Origin of the sequence: Streptomyces sp. NPDC087787, assembly GCF_044743035.1 — a bacterium.
Classification (GTDB): Bacteria; Actinomycetota; Actinomycetes; order Streptomycetales; family Streptomycetaceae; genus Streptomyces.
This window is the reverse complement of record NZ_JBIUVQ010000012.1, coordinates 240,303-259,556: the sequence shown is the minus strand read 5'-3', so window position 1 is coordinate 259,556 and position 19,254 is coordinate 240,303. Positions and strand designations below refer to the sequence as shown.

General features: G+C 72.7%; 16 protein-coding genes. 5 read left to right on the top strand and 11 right to left on the bottom strand.

The features are described from left to right. Positions 1–646 precede the first annotated feature (646 nt). A complete protein-coding gene (trpS, locus tag ACIOWN_RS20935; RefSeq protein WP_401983080.1) occupies positions 647–1,648 on the top strand; it encodes a tryptophan--tRNA ligase in 1,002 nt (333 codons plus the stop codon). 48 nt (positions 1,649–1,696) lie between these two features. Here the strand turns inward: trpS and proC are convergent, their stop codons facing one another. The 6 genes from proC to ACIOWN_RS20905 all read right to left on the bottom strand — a co-directional run bounded on the left by proC (position 1,697) and on the right by ACIOWN_RS20905 (position 5,973). Beyond that, positions 1,697–2,506, bottom strand: a complete 810-nt coding sequence (proC, locus tag ACIOWN_RS20930) for a pyrroline-5-carboxylate reductase (protein ID WP_326803520.1) — start codon at positions 2,504–2,506, stop codon at positions 1,697–1,699. 70 nt (positions 2,507–2,576) lie between these two features. Next, complete coding sequence (locus ACIOWN_RS20925; RefSeq protein ID WP_362350330.1) at positions 2,577–3,347, bottom strand: ABC transporter permease; 771 nt, start codon at positions 3,345–3,347, stop codon at positions 2,577–2,579. After that, positions 3,344–4,144 carry an ABC transporter ATP-binding protein gene (locus ACIOWN_RS20920; RefSeq protein WP_362350327.1) on the bottom strand — a complete coding sequence of 267 codons (801 nt, stop codon included), beginning with the start codon at positions 4,142–4,144 and terminating at the stop codon, positions 3,344–3,346. The genes ACIOWN_RS20925 and ACIOWN_RS20920 overlap by 4 nt, the downstream gene beginning before the upstream one ends. 59 nt (positions 4,145–4,203) lie before the next feature. Beyond that, positions 4,204–4,980 (bottom strand): class I SAM-dependent methyltransferase, encoded by a 777-nt coding sequence (locus tag ACIOWN_RS20915; protein WP_362350324.1) that lies wholly within the window; start codon positions 4,978–4,980, stop codon positions 4,204–4,206. 83 nt (positions 4,981–5,063) lie between these two features. Continuing rightward, the gene (locus ACIOWN_RS20910; RefSeq protein WP_362350322.1) at positions 5,064–5,567 is read right to left on the bottom strand and encodes an EamA/RhaT family transporter; all 504 of its coding nucleotides are present in this window, start codon (positions 5,565–5,567) and stop codon (positions 5,064–5,066) included. A 43-nt stretch (positions 5,568–5,610) separates the two neighbouring features. Further along, positions 5,611–5,973 carry an SH3 domain-containing protein gene (locus ACIOWN_RS20905; RefSeq protein ID WP_362350319.1) on the bottom strand — a complete coding sequence of 121 codons (363 nt, stop codon included), beginning with the start codon at positions 5,971–5,973 and terminating at the stop codon, positions 5,611–5,613. A 184-nt stretch (positions 5,974–6,157) separates the two neighbouring features. Between ACIOWN_RS20905 and ACIOWN_RS20900 the strand changes: the two genes are divergently transcribed. Next, the gene (locus ACIOWN_RS20900) at positions 6,158–8,395 is read left to right on the top strand and encodes a serine/threonine-protein kinase (protein ID WP_401983079.1); all 2,238 of its coding nucleotides are present in this window, start codon (positions 6,158–6,160) and stop codon (positions 8,393–8,395) included. Positions 8,396–8,453: 58 nt separating this feature from the next. On the opposite strand, the gene ilvD is transcribed toward ACIOWN_RS20900, so the two are convergent. The 4 genes from ilvD to ACIOWN_RS20880 all read right to left on the bottom strand — a co-directional run bounded on the left by ilvD (position 8,454) and on the right by ACIOWN_RS20880 (position 12,891). After that, positions 8,454–10,307, bottom strand: a complete 1,854-nt coding sequence (gene ilvD / locus ACIOWN_RS20895) for a dihydroxy-acid dehydratase (RefSeq protein WP_362350313.1) — start codon at positions 10,305–10,307, stop codon at positions 8,454–8,456. 145 nt (positions 10,308–10,452) lie between these two features. Further along, on the bottom strand, positions 10,453–11,058 hold the full coding sequence (locus tag ACIOWN_RS20890) for a TetR family transcriptional regulator (RefSeq protein ID WP_362350311.1): 606 nt from the start codon (positions 11,056–11,058) through the stop codon (positions 10,453–10,455). Beyond that, the gene (locus tag ACIOWN_RS20885) at positions 11,055–11,882 is read right to left on the bottom strand and encodes a sugar phosphate isomerase/epimerase (protein WP_362350308.1); all 828 of its coding nucleotides are present in this window, start codon (positions 11,880–11,882) and stop codon (positions 11,055–11,057) included. Before ACIOWN_RS20885 ends, ACIOWN_RS20890 begins: the two co-directional genes overlap by 4 nt. Positions 11,883–11,964: 82 nt before the next feature. Then, positions 11,965–12,891 (bottom strand): Ppx/GppA phosphatase family protein, encoded by a 927-nt coding sequence (locus ACIOWN_RS20880; RefSeq protein WP_362350306.1) that lies wholly within the window; start codon positions 12,889–12,891, stop codon positions 11,965–11,967. A 112-nt stretch (positions 12,892–13,003) separates the two neighbouring features. Here ACIOWN_RS20880 and ACIOWN_RS20875 point away from each other — a divergent pair, with 112 nt between their 5' ends. Continuing rightward, the gene (locus tag ACIOWN_RS20875) at positions 13,004–13,843 is read left to right on the top strand and encodes a hypothetical protein (protein ID WP_401983078.1); all 840 of its coding nucleotides are present in this window, start codon (positions 13,004–13,006) and stop codon (positions 13,841–13,843) included. 780 nt (positions 13,844–14,623) lie between these two features. On the opposite strand, the gene ACIOWN_RS20870 is transcribed toward ACIOWN_RS20875, so the two are convergent. Then, a complete protein-coding gene (locus ACIOWN_RS20870) occupies positions 14,624–16,444 on the bottom strand; it encodes a BACON domain-containing protein (RefSeq protein WP_362350303.1) in 1,821 nt (606 codons plus the stop codon). A gap of 162 nt (positions 16,445–16,606) precedes the next feature. On the opposite strand from ACIOWN_RS20870, the gene radA reads away from it, so the two are divergent. After that, positions 16,607–18,016, top strand: a complete 1,410-nt coding sequence (gene radA / locus ACIOWN_RS20865) for a DNA repair protein RadA (RefSeq protein ID WP_362350300.1) — start codon at positions 16,607–16,609, stop codon at positions 18,014–18,016. 82 nt (positions 18,017–18,098) lie between these two features. Next, a complete protein-coding gene (disA, locus tag ACIOWN_RS20860; protein WP_401983077.1) occupies positions 18,099–19,223 on the top strand; it encodes a DNA integrity scanning diadenylate cyclase DisA in 1,125 nt (374 codons plus the stop codon). Positions 19,224–19,254: the final 31 nt, after the last annotated feature.

Here is a 19,254-nt window from a genome sequence, read left to right as displayed (position 1 = left end):
GCTTCCTTTGTACTCACCCTCTCGGGCTTTCCTCCGGGCGCTTCCCTTCGGTGTTTCCGACTCTATCAGATCTTTTTCCGATCCGATTTCCTCGGCGCTTTCCAGGTTCCCGCTCTCGCGTTTCCCTTTCCGGCGGTTCCGACTCTATCAGATCTTTTCTCGACCTGACTCCCAGTCAGCGGGGTTTGTCTTTGCGGCTGTTGGGCCGTTCCGACGAGTGAGACTTTAGCGGATTCCCTGCTCCCGTGCGAATCGGGGGCCGCGTCCTTTCGGGCGCGGAATCCTCATTCCATGAATACGCACACCGATGACACGACAACAGACAGTACGACTGTCGTCGATCAAAGGGTGGTACCTGGGAAAGGCTGTCCGGGGACCGACCGGAGTCGGCTCTCACGTCGGACAACCCGGAGAACACTACGTAGCCCGGCGAGGTGTGTCAACTCACGGACGGACGGCCCCCCGGAGTCGTATCCTGGGGCCATGACTACGCGTACGTGCACCCAACTGTGGTGGGCCGCCTGACAGGCGGCCGTACTCACGTATGCATCCCACGGCCGCCGCCTCGGCGGCCGTTCTCGTATCTCCCTCCAGGGCTCCGGGGGCCGGCCGGCCGGGGACGGCGGCCTCGACCAGGAGGTGGAGTGTGGAGAGGACTCGGGTCTTCAGCGGGATCAAGCCGACGGGACACCTGACGCTGGGGAACTACCTGGGCGCCATGCGGCGCTGGGCCGAGGTGGACCAGCACCGGTCCCAGGCGCTGTTCTGCGTCGTCGACCTGCACGCGCTGACCGTGGACCACGACCCGGCGCGGGTGCGCAGACTCAGCAGGCAGGCGGCGACGCTGCTGCTGGCGGCGGGGCTCGATCCGGAACTGTGCACCCTGTTCGTACAGAGCCATGTGGACGAGCACGCCCGGCTTTCGTACCTGCTGGAGTGCGTGGCCACGGACGGCGAGATGCGGCGGATGATCCAGTACAAGGAGAAGGCCGCACGCGAGCAGCAGCGGGGCGGGAGCGTGCGGCTGTCGCTGCTGACGTATCCGGTGCTGATGGCGGCGGACATCCTGGCGTACGGAACGGACGAGGTGCCGGTCGGTGACGACCAGACGCAGCACGTGGAGCTGACCCGTGATCTGGCGGTGCGGTTCAACCAGCGGTACGGGCACACGTTCGTGGTGCCGAGGGCGACGTCTCCGAAGGTGGCGGCGAGGGTGATGAACCTGCAGGACCCGTCGTCGAAGATGGGGAAGTCGGACGACTCGGGACCGGGCATCGTCTATCTGCTCGACGAGCCGGAGGTCGTGGAGAAGAAGGTCATGCGGGCGGTGACCGACAGCGGACGGGACGTCGTCTACGACCCGCAGGAGCGTCCCGGCGTCGCCAACCTGCTGGAGATCCTGGCCGCCTGCCAGGGCGGGAACCCGGAGGCCCTGGGCGGTGTGTACGAGTCGTACGGCGCGTTGAAGAAGGACACCGCGGAGGCCGTGGTCGAACTCCTCAGGCCGGTACGGGCGAGGCACAGGGAGCTGTGCGCGGATCCCGCCCACGTGGAAGGGGTGTTGCGGGCGGGCGCGGAGAAGGCCAGGGAGATGGCGCGGTCGAGGGTGGACGCGGCGTACCGGGCCATCGGGTTGCTGCCCGCCTGAGTGCGGGCGGCGGGGCGGGCGGCCTTCGTCGGCCGCCCGTCGCCGGAGTCAGTTGTTGCCGGAGGCCAGCTCGCGGCTGCGGTCGCGGGCGGCTTCCAGCGCGGCGATGAGCGCGGCGCGCACGCCGTGGTTCTCCAGTTCGCGGATGGCGTTGATCGTCGTGCCGGCCGGCGAGGTGACGTTCTCACGGAGCTTCACGGGGGGCTCCCCGCTGTCGCGCAGCATCACCGCGGCGCCGATCGCGGACTGGACGATCAGCTCGTGGGCCTTGTCGCGGGGAAGGCCGAGGAGGATGCCGGCGTCGGTCATGGCCTCGACCAGGTAGAAGAAGTAGGCCGGGCCCGAGCCGGACAGGGCTGTGCACGCGTCCTGCTGGGACTCCGGGACGCGGAGCGTCTTGCCCACGGCGCCGAAGATCTCCTCGGCGTGGGCGAGGTGTTCGGCGGAGGCGTGGGTGCCGGCGGAGATGACGGACATGGCCTCGTCGACGAGGGCGGGGGTGTTCGTCATGACACGCACGACCGGGGTGCCGGAGGCCAGGCGCTCCTCGAAGAAGGAGGTGGGGATGCCCGCGGCGCCGCTGATGACCAGGCGGTCGGCGGGGACGTGCGGCGCGAGTTCGTCGAGGAGGGTGCCCATGTCCTGGGGCTTGACGGTGAGGATCAGGGTGTCGGCGCTCTTCGCCGCTTCCGTGTTGGTGACCGGGGTGACTCCGTGGCGGGCGCGGAGTTCTTCGGCCCGTTCCGGACGGCGGGCGGTGACCAGCAGGTCGGCGGGTGTCCAGCCACCCCGGATCATTCCGCTGAGCAGGGCTTCGCCGATCTTTCCGGTGCCGAGAACTGCGACTTTCTGGCTCATGGGGTTCATCCTCGCACCGGTGGTCCGGGGCAGGGGCCGACTGTCCGGTTGGCGGGACACCCTCCGGTCCCTAGGGGGTGCGCCGCCTGAGGGTGGCCGCTCCCAGGCCGAGGACGAGCAGGGCGCAGCCCGCGACGATCAGCGCGTCGCGTACGAAGGCCGTCGTCACGTCGGTGTGGCGCAGGACCTCGTTCATGGCGTCGACCGCGTAGGACATCGGGAGGACGTCGGAGACGGCCTCCAGGGCGGGGTGCATGTCGGACCGGGGCGTGAACAGGCCGCAGAGGAGGAGCTGGGGGAAGATCACCGCCGGCATGAACTGGACCGCCTGGAACTCGGAGGCGGCGAAGGCGGAGACGAAGAGGCCGAGGGCGGTGCCGAGCAGGGCGTCGAGAAGGGCGACCAGCAGGAGCAGCCAGGGTGAGCCGGTGACGTCGAGGCCGAGGAGCCAGACGGCCAGTCCCGTGGCCAGCGCGGACTGGATGATCGCGAGGGCGCCGAAGGCGAGCGCGTAACCGGCGATGAGGTCGCCCTTGCCCAGCGGCATGGCGAGGAGGCGTTCGAGGGTGCCGGAGGTGCGTTCGCGCAGGGTGGCGATCGAGGTCACCAGGAACATGGTGATCAGCGGGAAGATGCCGAGGAGCGAGGCGCCGATGTCGTCGAAGGTGCGCGGGCTGCCGTCGAAGACGTAGCGCAGCAGGAGCAGCATCACGCAGGGGACCAGCAGCATCAGTGCGATGGTGCGCGGGTCGTGGCGGAGCTGGCGCAGGACCCGGGCCGCGGTGGCGGTGGTGCGGGCGGCGCTCAGGGCGCGGGGGCGGGGTGCGGTGGTCGTGCTCATCGTGCTGTCTCCTTGGCGCGGCCGGCCGCGGCCGCCTCGTCGACCAGGTGCAGGAAGGCCGCCTCGACGGTCTCGGTGCCGGTTCGGGTCCGGAGTGCTTCGGGGGTGTCGTCGGCGAGGATGCGGCCCTCGCGCATGAGCAGGAGGTGGTGGCAGCGCTCGGCCTCGTCCATGACGTGGGAGGAGACGAGGAGGGTGGCGCCCCGGGTGGTGGCGATGTCGTGGAAGAGGTTCCACAGGTCGCGGCGCAGCACGGGGTCCAGGCCGACGGTCGGTTCGTCGAGGACCAGCAGTTCGGGGGTGCCGAGGAGGGCGACCGCGAGGGAGACGCGGCTGCGCTGGCCGCCGGAGAGGTTGCCGGCGAGGGCGTCGGCGTGGCCGGTGAGGTCGACGTCGGCGATGGCCCGGCCGACGTTGTCCCGGCGGCGTTCGGCCGCCGTGCGGCCGGGGTCGAGGATCGCTGCGAAGTATTCGAGGTTCTGGCGGACGGTCAGGTCGTCGTAGACGGAGGGGGCTTGGGTGACGTAGCCGATGCGGCTGCGCAGGGTGGCGTGGCCGGCGGGCAGGCCGAGGATCTCCAGGGTGCCGTCGACCTTGGCCTGGGTGCCGGCGATGGCGCGCATGAGGGTGGACTTGCCGCAGCCGGAGGGGCCGAGGAGGCCGGTGATGCGGCCACGCGGGACGGTGAAGCCGAGGCCCCGCAGGACGGTGCGGGGGCCTCGGACGACGGTGAGGGCTTCGGCTCGGACGGCGTCCGTTCCGGGGCCGGGTGGCGGCTCCGAAGAAATATTCATCATGCGATGATTAATGCGCGTCGGAAGGGACGCCGTCAAGTGGGGTGAGTGGATGAGCCGCGTCAGGGTGTGGTGGCGACGAGGAGGAACAGGTCGTAGGTCTCCTCGACGATGCCGTCCGGGAAGGTCCGCAGCAGATGGTCACGCGCTTCGGCGAAGAAGGCGGTCCTGCGTTCCTCGGGGCAGATCAGGAAGGCCGAGTGGCTGCCGAGGTTGGCGAGGTGGGTGTCGACCGGGACCCGGCGGCTCCAGCGGACGTCGCGGCGGGTGAAGCTGAGGCGTCCGCTCGGATCCGCCTTCAGGCGGTCGGCGGCCGCCGTCTTCTCGGCCCGGGCGTCGACGCCGAAGAAGCGACGGACGCGTTCGCTCTCCTCCGCGATCCACTCGACGTCGTCGGGCTCCGTGTTCCACCACAGCGCCAGGGCTCCGCCCGGACGCAGGACGCGCAGGGCCTCGGGGACCGACCGAGCCGGGTCGGTCCAGTGCCAGGCCTGGGCGTAGGTGAGGAAGTCGGCGCAGGAGTCGGCGAGGGGAAGGGCGTTGCCGTTGCCCCGCACGACGGGGATGTCCGGGAGGCCGCGGCGGAACTGGGCCGCCATGCCCTCGCCCGGCTCCACGGCCAGCACATCGGCGCCGCACTCGTGCAGCCGGGCGGTCGAGATGCCGGTACCGGCACCGATGTCCACGACGCGGGCGCCGGCGAGGGGGCGGCCGGCGAGTTCCTCCAGCGCGTCGAAGAGGGATGGTGGGTAGGAGGGGCGGTTCGCCGCGTACTGGGCGGCCGCGGCGTTGAAGGAGTGGGCTCGGTCCGCGTGGGCGGGTATCCGGGATGCGGTCATACGGCCATCCTCGGACCGCACGACCGGTCCGGGACAGGGGGCTTCGGCGGCGTGGACCGGTTCGCGGACCGCGCCCCCTGCGGTCAGGAGCGGCGGCGCTTCCTCGAGGGGTTGCCCGAGCGGCGGGTGACCCGGCGTTGGTGCTGCTCGCGGGCCTGCTCGTACTCCTGGCGGTGCAGTTTCTCGCCGGGGGCCTCGACGAGCGAGCGGAAGAAGTAGGCGAGGAGGGAGCCGATGAATCCGATGGCGAGCAGGCCGCGCAGGGAGGCCTGGCGGTCGGGGTCGGGCCGCTTGCGGAAGCCGTCCCAGGTGTGGCGGAAGGCGAGCGCGCTGCACACCGCGAACATCACCACGACCAGGAGTTCCACGAAGGCGCCCGAGCCGGCGATCTGGAGTCCCTGGTAGGCGAAGCGGAGCACGAAGCAGGAGGCGGCGGCCGCGGCGAGGGAGCCGACGCCGACGCCGGCACGGCGGGCCGCGTAGCCGTTGTCGTGATCCACCCAGGTGGTGCCGAAGAAGCGCAGGGGCTCGGGGCGGGGCCCTGCGGAGCCCGCGGCGGTGCCCGGAGTGCCGTTGTCGTCGCTCACGCGTCGATTATCGCTCCGGGGTGCCCGCGGGCTCCGTCGGGGATCAGCCGCAGCGGCCGGTCACATAACCGTCGCTGCCCGTCTTCACATAGGTGTCCGAGACGTACTGGCCGGTGCCTATGTTGTCCCAGATGTTCGAGGTGCCGTAGTAGCCGGACACCGTCGTACCCGGGGTCTGGCAGTAGATCGGCACCTGGGCGCCCGCGCTCAGCGTGCGGACGATGCCGTAGCCGGTGCCGGGTCCGCTGCGGACGTTGAGCTCGACACCCGGCGCGACCGGGTAGTAGTTCAGGGCCGCCGCGGCCGCGACGACCGTCGCCGCGTCGCCGCCGGCCTGCTCGGTCAGCTCCCCGGACCTCTCCGCGGCACTCTCCCCGACCCGTTCTTGCGCACGGTCGACAGACATGCGAAACCTCCCCCGTTGCACCCCATGACCGCCATGGGCCCCGGTTGATTCCCCGTTGACGCGTTGCGAAAACACATGCACGTGAAACGCACGGGAAGACCCGCAAGCCGCCTCGGTCCGGTTCGGGTCATCGACTAGGCTCCGTGCGTCGCACGCGCGAACGAAACAGCACGGGGGGTGGTCCATGACGCCACAGCACCACACCGGCGCGGGCGCGGAAGCGGAACTTCCGGAGTACGCCGGTCACTACCGCCTCGAGTCGTGCCTGGGCTCCGGCGGCATGGGCGTCGTGCATCTGGCCCGCAGCACCTCAGGGCTGAGGCTCGCGGTGAAGGTCGTCCACGCCCAGTACGCCTGGGACCCCGAGTTCAGAGGACGGTTCCGGCAGGAGGTGGCGGCGGCCCGAAGAGTCAGCGGCGCCTTCACCGCGCCCGTCGTCGACGCCGACCCGGAGGCCGAACGGCCCTGGATGGCCACCCTGTTCATTCCCGGGCCCACGCTCTCGGACGAGGTGAAGGAGAACGGGCCCCTCCCTTCCGCCCAGTTGCGGCGGCTGATGGCGGGGCTCGCCGAGGCACTGCGCGACATCCACCGGGTGGGTGTCGTCCACCGCGATCTCAAGCCGAGCAACGTGCTGCTCGCCGAGGACGGCCCGAAGGTCATCGACTTCGGCATCTCCCGTCCGAAGGACAGCGAACTGCGCACCGAGACCGGCAAGTTGATCGGTACTCCGCCGTTCATGGCGCCCGAGCAGTTCCGCCGGCCGCGGGAGGTCGGACCGGCGGCGGACATCTTCGCGCTCGGCTCCGTGCTGGTGCACGCCTCGACCGGGCGGGGACCGTTCGACTCCGACAGCCCGTACGTCGTCGCCTACCAGGTCGTGCATGACGAGCCCGATCTGAGCGGCGTACCGGAGGACCTGGCGCCGCTCGTGCTGCGCTGTCTGGCCAAGGAGCCCGAGGACCGGCCCACCCCGGACGAGCTGATGCGGGAACTGCGCTCGGCGGCCGCCTCGTACGACACGCAGGCGTTCATACCGGAGCGGTGGACGCCCGGGACCGGTACGCACTCCAAAACGGGCGGGAGCGGGACGGACCCGGGAACAGGCGGGGCGGACGCGGCCGGTGTCCCTGGCCGTGACGCGTCCCCGGACGAGCCGCGTCCCCGGGGAGCCGAGGAGGAGCCGGGGGACCGTACGGGACGGGGATCAGGGCGGCTGACGGGGATCCTGACCGGGCGGCGCCCGCACTCGCGGCGGCTCGCCGTGGCCGCCGGGGCACTCGGGCTGGTCGTCGGCGGCGGACTCGCCACGGCCCAGCTCCTCGACGTCGGAATGCTGCCGCACAGCGCGGCGCCGGAGAGCACGCTGCCCGGGGCCGCCTCGGCCGCGTTCTCCGAATGGGTGGCCGAGCCCGTGGCCGGCGAGGGCGCCCCCCAGTGCTCGTACGGGGCCGGGAAGCTGATCTGCGCGCGGCCCGGACTGGTCTACGCCCTCGATCCGGCGGACGGAAGCCTGCTGTGGCGGCACTCCGTGCCCAAGATGCTCACCGGCGTACCGCCGGTCCTCGCGGGCGGCCTGGTGCAGCCGATGGCGGACCACGGCCGGCACCTGGCGGCGCTGGACCCCGGCTCGGGCAGGCCGCGCTGGCAGTCGGACGTTCCGGCGTACAGCGGGGTGCAGTGCGCCGGCGGCATGGTGCTGCTCACCGGCACCGACGGGCGGGTGCGGGCGGTCGACGCCGCGTCGGGCGAGACGATGTGGAACCGGCCGGTGCCCGGTCTCCCCCTGCCGCACTTCTTCGCGTTCGCCGGGGATCCGCTGGCGTACGCGGTGAGCACCTCGTCCGACGGGGCGACCACCCGGGTCGTCGCCGTGGACCCGGTGACGGGCGATGTGCGCTGGGAGGCCCGGCTGCCCGGAACGCTGGCGCCCGTCGGCAGTCGCGACGGCTCCCTCGTCCTGCTCTCCTCCGAGCCGGCCTTCGGGCGGACCGACGCCGTGGTCCGCTACACACCGCGGACCGGGACGTCGGTCCGGGTCGCGCTGTCCGTTCCCCTCGACTCGGCGCAGGCGGGCGTGCACGGCGACATGGTGCACCTGCTGGGCGCCGGTGGCGCGATGGACGCGGTCGACCTGGCGGCGCGGAAGGTGCGGTGGCGGCTGGAGACGGCCGTGAGCTGGGGTTCGGCGCCGATCGCCGGCGCCGGTCACGTGTATGTCCTCGCCGGGGACGGGCGGCTGCTCGCGGTCGGGGCCGACAGCGGGCGGATCGTCGGCCAGACCCGGCCGCGGCTCGGCACGCGCTCGAACCGGGTCGCGGCGGACCTGCCCACACCCGTGATCGTCGAGGGCCGTGTCTACGCCGGCGCCCCCGACGGCACCGTCTTCGCCGTGGACGGCCACGACCCGTCGTCCTGGTGACCTGAAGAAGGGGCCGCCTCGCAGGAGGCGGCCCCGCGGGTCCTCGTGGCCGGTGGCGTCAGCCCAGTTTCGACACGTCCCGCACGGCGCCCTTGTCGGCGCTGGTGGCCATCGCGGCGTAGGCCCGCAGCGCCGCCGACACCTTCCGGTCGCGGTCCTTCGGGGCGTACGCGCCGTTCAGTGCCCGCTCACGGCGGGACAGCTCCGCGTCGTCGACGAGCAGTTCGATGGAGCGGCCGGGGATGTCGATACGGATGCGGTCGCCGTCCTCGACGAGCGCGATCGTGCCGCCGGAGGCCGCCTCGGGCGAGGCGTGGCCGATGGACAGGCCCGAGGTACCGCCGGAGAAGCGGCCGTCCGTGATCAGCGCGCAGCTCTTGCCCAGGCCGCGGCCCTTCAGGTACGAGGTCGGGTAGAGCATCTCCTGCATACCGGGGCCGCCCTTGGGGCCCTCGTAGCGGATGACGACGACGTCGCCCTCCTTGATCTGCTGGGTGAGGATCTTCTGGACGGCCTCCTCCTGCGACTCGCAGACGACCGCCGGGCCCTCGAAGGTCCAGATCGACTCGTCGACGCCCGCGGTCTTCACCACGCAGCCGTCCACGGCCAGGTTGCCCTTCAGCACCGCCAGGCCGCCGTCCTTGGAGTACGCGTGCTCGGCGGACCGGATGCAGCCCTCGGCGGCGTCGGTGTCCAGGGCCTCCCAGCGCTCGGACTGGGAGAAGGCCTCCGCCGAGCGCACGCAGCCGGGGGCCGCGTGCCACAGCTCGACCGCCTCGGCGGACGGGGAGCCGCCGCGCACGTCCCAGGTCTTGAGCCAGTCGGCCAGGGAGGGGCTGTGCACCGCGTGCACGTCCTCGTTCAGCAGGCCCGCGCGGTGCAGCTCGCCGAGCAGGGCGGGGATGCCGCCGGCGCGGTGCACGTCCTCCATGTAGTACGTGCGGTTCTTGGCGACGTTCGGCGCCACCTTGGCCAGGCACGGCACCCGGCGGGAGACGGCGTCGATCTGCTCCAGACCGAAGTCGACGCCGGCCTCCTGGGCCGCCGCCAGCAGGTGCAGGATCGTGTTGGTGGAGCCGCCCATCGCGATGTCCAGGGCCATCGCGTTCTCGAAGGCCGCGAAGGTGGCGACGTTGCGGGGCAGGACCGTCTCGTCGTCCTGGTCGTAATGGCGGCGGGTGATGTCCATGACCGTGCGGGCCGCGTTCTCGTACAGGGCGCGGCGGGCGGTGTGGGTGGCGAGGACCGAGCCGTTGCCCGGCAGGGACAGGCCGATCGCCTCGGTCAGGCAGTTCATCGAGTTGGCGGTGAACATGCCGGAACAGGAACCGCAGGTCGGACAGGCGTTCTCCTCGATGCGGAGGATGTCCTCGTCGGAGACCTTGTCGTTGGCGGCGTCCGCGATCGCGTCGATCAGGTCGAGCGTGCGGACGGTGCCGTCGACCAGCGTGGCGCGGCCGGCCTCCATGGGCCCGCCGGAGACGAAGACCGTGGGGATGTTCAGGCGCAGGGCCGCCATCAGCATGCCCGGGGTGATCTTGTCGCAGTTGGAGATGCAGATCAGGGCGTCGGCGCAGTGGGCCTCGACCATGTACTCGACGCTGTCCGCGATCAGGTCGCGCGAGGGCAGCGAGTACAGCATGCCGCCGTGGCCCATCGCGATGCCGTCGTCGACGGCGATGGTGTTGAACTCGCGCGGGATGCCACCCGCCTCCCGGACCGCGTCGCTGACGATCCGGCCGACCGGCTGGAGGTGGGTGTGACCGGGCACGAACTCCGTGAAGCTGTTGGCGATCGCGATGATCGGCTTCCGGCCGATGTCCGCACCGGGTACACCGGAGGCGCGCATAAGGGCGCGGGCGCCCGCCATGTTGCGGCCGTGGGTGACTGTGCGGGACCTCAGCTCGGGCATCGTCGCTCGCTCCTTCGGGAAGTTCCGCCGGACAGCAAGGTCGCCGGCGGAGTTCTGGCTCAGTCGAGCCTACGCCGGTCATCCAGGGACCGGGACGCGCTGTCCGAAATGCGGGACGCGTGTCTCGGGGGCGGCCGGCCGGGTCTCACTCCCCCGTGAGATGCCGCTGCACCACCGGTGCCACCCGCGCGATGATCTGCTCCACGTCCGCCGACGCCAGCGGCTCCGCCCTGATCACGTATCGCAGGATCGCGCACCCCACCAGCTGCGCGGCCGCGAGCTCGGCGCGCAGCTCCGCGTCGGGCAGGTCGAACCGGCCGGCGATGCGCCGCAGCAGCTGCGAGACGATCAGCCGGCGGAAGACGGCGGCCGCGGTGTCGTTGCTCAGCGCGGAGCGGACGATCGCCAGCAGGGGCGTGCGGGTGGCCGGTCTCTCCCAGATGCCGAAGAAGAACCGGGCGAACCGTTCTCCGACGCCGTCGAGCGGGCCGTCCACGAGCGCCTCCGGCGCGTTCAGCGCGGGTGCGAGGACGACCTCGATCGCCGCTTCGAACACCTGCTCCTTGGTGCCGAAGTAGTGGTGGACCAGGGCGGAGTCGACTCCGGCGGTCTTGGCGATGCCCCGCACCGAGGTCTTCTCGTAGCCGCGCTCGGAGAACTCCTCGCGGGCCGCGGTCAGGATGCGGTCGCGGGTGTCGGCGGCCTCCTCGCGGCGGGGGCGGCCACGGCGGCGGGCGGTGGCGCCGGTCATCGCCGGGGCACCTTCACCGCGGAGGCCAGGTGCAGCCGGGTGAAGGCCAGGGCCTCGGCGAGGTCGGCCTCGCGCTCGGCGCTGGACATGGCCCGGCGGGTGTTGACCTCGATGACGACATGGCCGTCGAAACCGCCGAAGGCGAGACGTTCCAGCAGTTCGGCACAGGGCTGGGAGCCACGGCCGGGCACCAGGTGCTCGTCCTTCGCCGACCCCCTGCCGTCGGCGAGGTGCACATGGCCGAGCCGGTCGCCCATGCGGTCGGCCATCGCGAGCGCGTCGGTACGGGCCGTCGCGGCATGGCTGAGGTCGATCGTGAAGTGGCGGTAGTCGTCCTTGGTGACGTCCCAGCCGGGGGCGTACGCGAGCATCTCGCGGTCGCGGTAGCGCCAGGGGTACATGTTCTCCACCGCGAAGCGCACATCCGTCTCGCTCGCCATCCGCCAGACCCCGGCGACGAAGTCACGGGCGTACTGGCGCTGCCAGCGGAAGGGCGGGTGGACCACGACCGTGCTCGCGCCGAGCTTCTCCGCGGCCGCTCTGGCGCGCTGGAGCTTGGTCCAGGGGTCGGTGGACCACACCCGCTGGGTGATCAGCAGACAGGGGGCGTGCACGGCGAGGATCGGTATCCGGTGGTGGTCGCTGAGTCTGCGCAGCGCCTCGATGTCCTGGCTGACCGGGTCGGTCCACACCATGACCTCGACGCCGTCGTATCCGAGGCGTGCGGCGATCTCGAAGGCCGTCGCCGTCGACTCCGGGTAGACGGAGGCCGTCGAAAGAGCGACCTTCGCATCCGGAATGCGTACGGGTTCGGGTTCCACCACGAGGGACAGGTTACGGGGTGCGACGGACGGGGGCGGGGCCCTCGGCCGCCGTTGTGGCCTTCGTCATCCGTCGTGGCCCTCGTCAGCCCATGTGGTCGAGACGCCGGAGTATCACGCCCTCCCTGAGGGCCCACGGGCATATCTCCAGGCGTTCCACGCCGAAGAGGTCCATGGCGCCCTCGGCGACCAGGGCGCCCGCCAGTAGCTGTCCGGCGCGGCCGTCGGAGACACCGGGGAGTTCGCAGCGCTCGTCGGCCGTCATGCCGGAGAGCCGCGGCACCCACGCCTCCAGGGACTCCCGCTTCAGCTCGCGCTGCACGTAGAGGCCCTCGGCCGAGCGGGGGGCGCCGGCCAGCCGGGCGAGCTGCTTGAAGGTCTTGGAGGTGGCGACGACGTGGTCGGGGGCGCCGAAGCGGCTGAACTCGCCGACCGTCCGCGCGATCTCGGCACGCACATGGCGGCGCAGCGCCTTGACGTCCTCCGTGGTGGGCGGGTCGCCGGGCAGCCAGCCGGCGGTGAGCCGGCCCGCGCCGAGCGGCAGCGACACGGCCGCGTCGGGCTCCTCGTCGATGCCGTACGCGATCTCCAGTGAGCCGCCGCCGATGTCCAGGACCAGCAGTTTCCCGGCCGACCAGCCGAACCAGCGGCGGGCGGCGAGGAAGGTGAGGCGGGCCTCCTCCGCGCCGCTGAGCACCTGGAGCCTGACCCCGGTCTCCTCCTGCACGCGGGCGAGGACGTCGTCGGCGTTGCCCGCGTCGCGCACGGCGGAGGTGGCGAACGGCAGCAGGTCCTCGACGCCCTTGTCCTCGGCGGCCTGGAGCGCTTCGCGGACCACGGCGACAAGGCTGTCGACGCCGTCGGAGCCGATCGCGCCGCTCGCGTCGAGGAGCTGGGCGAGGCGCAGTTCGGCCTTGTGCGAGTGCGCGGGCAGCGGGCGCGCGCCGGGGTGGGCGTCTACCACCAGCAGGTGCACCGTGTTCGAGCCCACGTCGAGGACACCGAGTCTCATGGACGGAAACGCTACTGCCATCCGGGATGCCATCCGTCGCCGGTGTCCGTCCCGCGTGAGGCGCCGCACGGGACGGTCCCGGCCCGGACGCCCGGCGACTTACCCTGGACGGGTGCCAAAGACGAAAAAGGCGAAGACCGATAAATCGGCGAACCCGGCGAACCCGGCGGAAGCGGTGAAGCCGAAGAAGCGGGGCGCGGAATCCGACGAGAAGGGGCTCGACTTCGCGCGCGCGTGGGTGGAGTTCCCTGACCCGGCGGACGACGAGCAGGTCTTCCGCTGCGATCTGACCTGGCTGACCTCTCGTTGGACCTGCGTCTTCGGAAGCGGCTGCCAGGGCATCCAGGCGGGCCGCGCGGACGACGGGTGCTGCAGCCTGGGCGCCCACTTCTCCGACGAGGACGACGAGAAGCGGGTCGCCGAGCACGTGGCGAGGCTCACACCGGACATCTGGCAGAACCATGCCGAGGGCAGGGAGAACGGCTGGGTGTCCGAGGACGAGGAGGGCTCCCGGCAGACGCGTCCCTTCCAGGGCTCGTGCATCTTCCAGAACCGGCCCGGCTTCTCGGGCGGCATGGGGTGCTCGCTGCACATCCTGGCCCTGAGAGAGGGCCGCGAGCCGCTGGAGACGAAGCCGGACGTGTGCTGGCAGCTGCCGATCCGGCGGACCTTCGAGTGGATCGACCGGCCCGACGACACCCGCGTGCTGCAGGTGTCGATCGGGGAGTACGACCGCAGGGGCTGGGGTCCGGGCGGCCACGACCTGCACTGGTGGTGTACCTCGGCGACGTCGGCGCACGGCGCGGGCGAGCCGGTGTACGTCTCCTACCGGGCGGAGCTGACCGAGCTGATGGGCGTGGCCGGCTACGACCGCCTGGTCGGACTGTGCGAGGAGCGTCTGGCCTCCGGCCTGCCGCTGCTCGCAGCGCACCCGGCGGACCCGGCCGTCTGAGGGGCGCGCGTGAGGGCCCGCCGAAGGGCGGCGCCTGAGAGGCCGCCCGAGGACCGGCACCTCAGTGCCCGCCCGAGGACCGGCGCCTGGGCGCCCGAGGACCGGCACCTCAGTGCCCGCCCGAGGACCGGCGCCTGAGAGGCCGCCCGAGGACCGGCACCTCAGTGCCCGCCCGAGGACCGGCGCCTGGGCGCCCGGCCAAGGGCCGGCACCTCAGTGCCCGCCCGACAACCGGCGCCTGGGCGCCCGGCCAAGGGCCGGCACCTCAGTGCCCGCCCGACAACCGGCGCCTGGGCGCCCGGCCAAGGGGCCCATGGCCTGAGAGCCCGTCCAGGGGCCCATGCTTGCGTGCCCGCCCAAGGGACCCGCGTACCTCAACCCCCGTCCGACGGCCGTGCCTCAGGGCCCGTCCGAGGGCCCGTCGGCCACCGCGTGGCCCGCCGGCAGACGGCTGCCCCCGGAGGGCCCGCCTCGGGCCCGGCGGCCGCCACCACCTCGCCGGAAGGCGGCCACCGTCAAACGGCCCGCCCAAGGTCCGTCACCTACGCGGCGGTGGCTCCCGGGCAGACGGCTGCCGCCGGAGGGCCGGTCGAGGCCGTCACCGTCGGCCGCGACGGCCGTCCGGAAGCCGCCGTCCGCGACGCCCCGCCCGCCCGAGGTCCGCCTGCTACCGCGGCGGTGGCTCGCCGGCAGACGGCTGTCGACCTGCAGGTCCGTCGGGCGCCGGAAGGCGCCGTCGGCGGTCGGATGCGGTCGCCGGGAGCAGCCCTGGGCTGCCCCCTAACGGCGGCCGCCGCCCGCGGCGGCCGGGGCCGGGCATCCGCGCTCGCGCTTGGCGTGCCGGCCCGCGCCGTCGCACGCCGTGCCGTCACGCCGTCCCTCTCCCCGCCGGCCCTCGGAAGGGCTGGGCGGGTCGTCGCCCGCGGTCGACGGGGGCGGGCTGTCCGGGTCCGTCGGCGACGACTCGCCGGGCGTGGGCGGGGGCGTGGGATCGGTCGACTCCGGCGGGTCGGGCGGGGTGGGTGTGGGCTCGGAGGGCGCCGAAGGAGTCGGCGTGGGGCGCGGACCGGACGTGGGCGGGTCGGCCGGATGCCCGGCCCCGCGTCCGGAGGGGCTGGGCGCGGTGCCGTAGCCGTCGATGGAGACGACTGCACCGGCGGGCGCGATCGCCACGCGTGCGCTCCAGCGGCCGGAGGGCTCGCGCAGATGGTCGACGTACACCTTGATCGTCAACGACTCGCCGGGCTGGAGGGTGCCCGAGGAACGGCTCAGGTAGAGCCAGTGCGCCCCGGTGGACGCGGACCAGTCGACCGGGTCGGGCCCCGCGGCGGTGAGGGTGATCAGGGTGGTGTCACCGGTGTTGTCCGCGCTCACCGTCAGGCGGCCGTCCCTGTGGCCGGTGCCCGTGACGCTGATGACCTCCACGGAGACGTCGGGCCGGCCACTGGTGTGGAAGCGGGTGTCGGGCCCGGGCCCCGCGTTGCCGGTGTTCTCGTAGCCCTTGCCGCCCTCGCCGCCCAGGACACCGGGGCCGTGCCCGTCGTGCGTGCCCGCGGCGGAGCCCCCGTGGCCATGGTCGGCCGGGCCGCCCCGGTAGGCGGCCCACAGGGCCAGCACCGGCGCGGCCACCACCGTCGCCACCACCGTGGTCGTGACGGCACGCGCGCGGAGACGGTCCCTGCGGGCGGCGCGGTCCTTGGGGTCCATCGGGAATCCGCGCCGGTCGAAGCGGGGAGCGGTGCTCCGCGCGCGCGGGTGGTGGGCCAGGGCCTTGACCAGGGCCGCGCGGGGTGCGGTCAGCACGGGCAGCTCGGCGGGGGTGACGGTGGCGCCGGGCCACTGACCGGACACGGCGCGCTCTGCGGTACGGCGGCAGCGCGGGCAGTCGTCGACGTGCCGCACGAGCTCGCCCCGCAGTGCCGTGCCGAGCACGATCCGGCTGTCCCCGGTGAGCCGGGACACGCTCGGACAGGTGCCGGTCTCCACGACGGCGAGCGCCGCGCGGGTGCGCTCCACCTCGCAGGCGGCCGCGGCGAGCAGTTCCCGCGCGGCGGCGAGGCCCATGCCGAGGACGGCGGCGACCTCGTGGGCGGCGAGGTGGTGGCGTACGGCGAGTTCGAGCGCCTCGCGCTGCTCCGGGGTGGTGCCGGCGGCCTCCGGCCAGGCGAGCTGGGCGAGTTCGCGGCGCCGCTCCCGCTGGACCTCGTCGGGCACCGGCGGCACGGGGCGCGCGGCCGTCTGCCGGTCGCCGCCGGTGCGGCCCCCGGCGTGCGTGCCCGGACGTTTCTGCTTGGCCTCGGCCAGCTTGCGCAGGCACGCCCAGCGGGCCAGCGCGTACAGCCAGGCCCGGCGCTCGCCCGCGGTCCCGGGTCCGCGCTGCCCGCGCCGCTCGGCGAACGCCAGCGCGTCCCCGAGGGCGGCGGTCGCCGCCTCGTGGTCGCACAGCACGGACAGGCAGTAGGTGAACAGGCCGTCGAGGTAGGGCTCGTAACGCGCGTGCGGCCGCTGCGCCACGGCGTGCGCGGCAGCGCGATCACGCGCCTCGCGGTGCGCCCGGTGCGCACCGGTCGTGCGGGTCGAGGTGTCCGGGCTGCTGCTCATCACCTGTGCGACCGTAAGCCCCGCCGGATCGTCCCTCTGTGCGCCTTGAGCACTTTTAATCCGTACGGGTGAAACGATCCCTCATACGGGGAACGGAACCCAGGGTTCCGTGACCGGACCGAGCGCGCCGGGCTGTCAGTGGTGGGGGCTACGGTTTCCCCCATGGCTGCCCGTACCAAGACGACCAAGGACCGACCGTCCTACCGCTGCACGGAGTGCGGCTGGCAGACGGCCAAGTGGCTGGGCCGCTGCCCCGAGTGCCAGGCCTGGGGGACGGTCGAGGAGTACGGCGCGCCCGCGGTCCGTACGACGGCGCCGGGCCGGGTCACCACCTCGGCCGTGCCGATCGGCCAGGTCGACGGCCGCCAGGCCACCGCCCGCACCACCGGCGTGCCCGAACTCGACCGGGTCCTGGGGGGCGGGCTGGTCCCCGGTGCCGTCGTCCTCCTCGCCGGCGAACCCGGCGTCGGCAAATCCACCCTGCTGCTGGACGTAGCGGCCAAGTCCGCCAGTGACGAGCACCGCACGCTCTACGTCACGGGCGAGGAGTCCGCGAGCCAGGTCCGCCTGCGCGCCGACCGCATCGGCGCCATCGACGACCACCTGTATCTGGCCGCCGAGACCGATCTGGCCGCCGTCCTCGGCCACCTGGACGCGGTCAAGCCCTCCCTGCTCATCCTCGACTCGGTGCAGACGGTCGCCTCGCCCGAGATCGACGGCGCGCCCGGCGGCATGGCACAGGTGCGCGAGGTCGCGGGCGCCCTGATCCGCGCCTCCAAGGAACGCGGCATGTCCACGCTCCTGGTGGGCCATGTCACCAAGGACGGTGCCATCGCGGGCCCGCGCCTGCTGGAGCACCTGGTGGACGTGGTGCTGCACTTCGAGGGCGACCGGCACGCGCGCCTGCGCCTGGTCCGCGGCGTCAAGAACCGCTACGGCGCCACGGACGAGGTCGGCTGCTTCGAACTGCACGACGAGGGCATCACGGGCCTGGCCGACCCCAGCGGCCTGTTCCTGACCCGCCGGGCGGAGCCCGTCCCCGGCACCTGCCTGACGGTCACCCTGGAGGGCCGCCGCCCCCTGGTCGCGGAGGTGCAGGCGCTCACCGTCGACTCCCAGATCCCCTCCCCGCGCCGTACGACGTCCGGCCTGGAGACCTCCCGGGTCTCGATGATGCTGGCCGTGCTGGAGCAGCGGGGCCGGATCAGCGCGCTCGGCAAGCGGGACATCTACTCGGCGACGGTCGGCGGGGTGAAGCTCTCCGAGCCGGCCGCCGACCTCGCAGTCGCTCTCGCGCTGGCGTCGGCGGCGAGCGACACCCCACTGCCGAAGAACCTCGTCGCGATCGGCGAGGTGGGCCTGGCGGGCGAGGTCAGACGCGTCACCGGCGTGCAGCGCCGGCTCGCCGAGGCCCACCGCCTGGGCTTCACGCACGCCCTCGTACCGGGCGACCCGGGCAAGGTCCCGTCGGGGATGAAGGTCCTGGAAGTGGCCGACATAGGGGACGCGCTGCGGGTCCTGCCCCGCTCGCGTCGCCGGGACGCCCCACGGGAGCAGGAGGAGCGCCGGTAGACTTTGCCCTGGTCTCGCCCGTCCGTACGAACCGAGTGTGCGAAACGGCAGCGCCCGAAGAACCTGCGACCGGAGGAGTGCAGTGGCAGCCAACGACCGGGCAGCAGCTCCCGGAAAGTCCGGCGGGAGTTCCGGCACCGATGGCCTGATGCGCGCCTCCCTGAGCGCCGTGGCACCCGGTACGGCCCTGCGGGACGGCCTCGAACGGGTGCTCCGCGGCAACACCGGCGGACTCATCGTGCTCGGCTCCGACAAGACCGTGGAGTCGATGTGCACGGGCGGTTTCGTGCTGGATGTCGAGTTCACGGCGACCCGGCTGCGGGAGCTGTGCAAGCTGGACGGCGGCATCGTGATCTCGTCCGACCTGTCGAAGATCCTGCGGGCGGGTGTGCAGCTGGTCCCGGACCCGACGATCCCGACCGAGGAGACCGGCACCCGGCACCGCACTGCGGACCGGGTGAGCAAGCAGGTCGACTTCCCGGTGGTCTCGGTCTCGCAGTCCATGCGTCTGATCGCCCTCTACGTCGACGGCCAGCGCCGTGTCCTGGAGGACTCGGCGGCGATCCTCTCCCGCGCCAACCAGGCCCTGGCGACCCTGGAGCGCTACAAGCTCCGCCTGGACGAGGTGGCGGGCACACTGTCGGCGCTGGAGATCGAGGACCTGGTGACGGTCCGGGACGTCTCTGCGGTCGCGCAGCGCCTGGAGATGGTGCGCCGCATCGCCACCGAGATCGCCGAGTACGTGGTGGAACTGGGCACCGACGGCCGTCTCCTGGCCCTTCAGCTCGACGAGTTGATCGCGGGCGTGGAGCCGGAACGCGAGCTGGTGGTGCGCGACTACGTCCCCGAGCCCACCGCCAAGCGCTCCCGCACGGTCGAGGAGGCCCTGGCCGAGCTGGACAAGCTCTCCCACGCCGAGCTGCTCGAGTTGTCCACGGTCGCCCGCGCCCTGGGCTACACCGGCTCTCCGGAGACCCTCGACTCGGCGGTCTCCCCGCGCGGCTTCCGCCTGCTGGCCAAGGTGCCCCGGCTGCCCGGCGCCATCATCGACCGCCTGGTCGAGCACTTCGGCGGCCTGCAGAAGCTGCTCGCCGCGAGCGTCGACGACCTTCAGGCGGTGGACGGCGTGGGCGAGGCGCGGGCGCGGAGCGTCCGCGAGGGCCTGTCGCGGCTGGCGGAGTCGTCGATCCTGGAGCGCTACGTCTGACCGGCATCGGCCGCGGCCGGGCGCCTCAGGC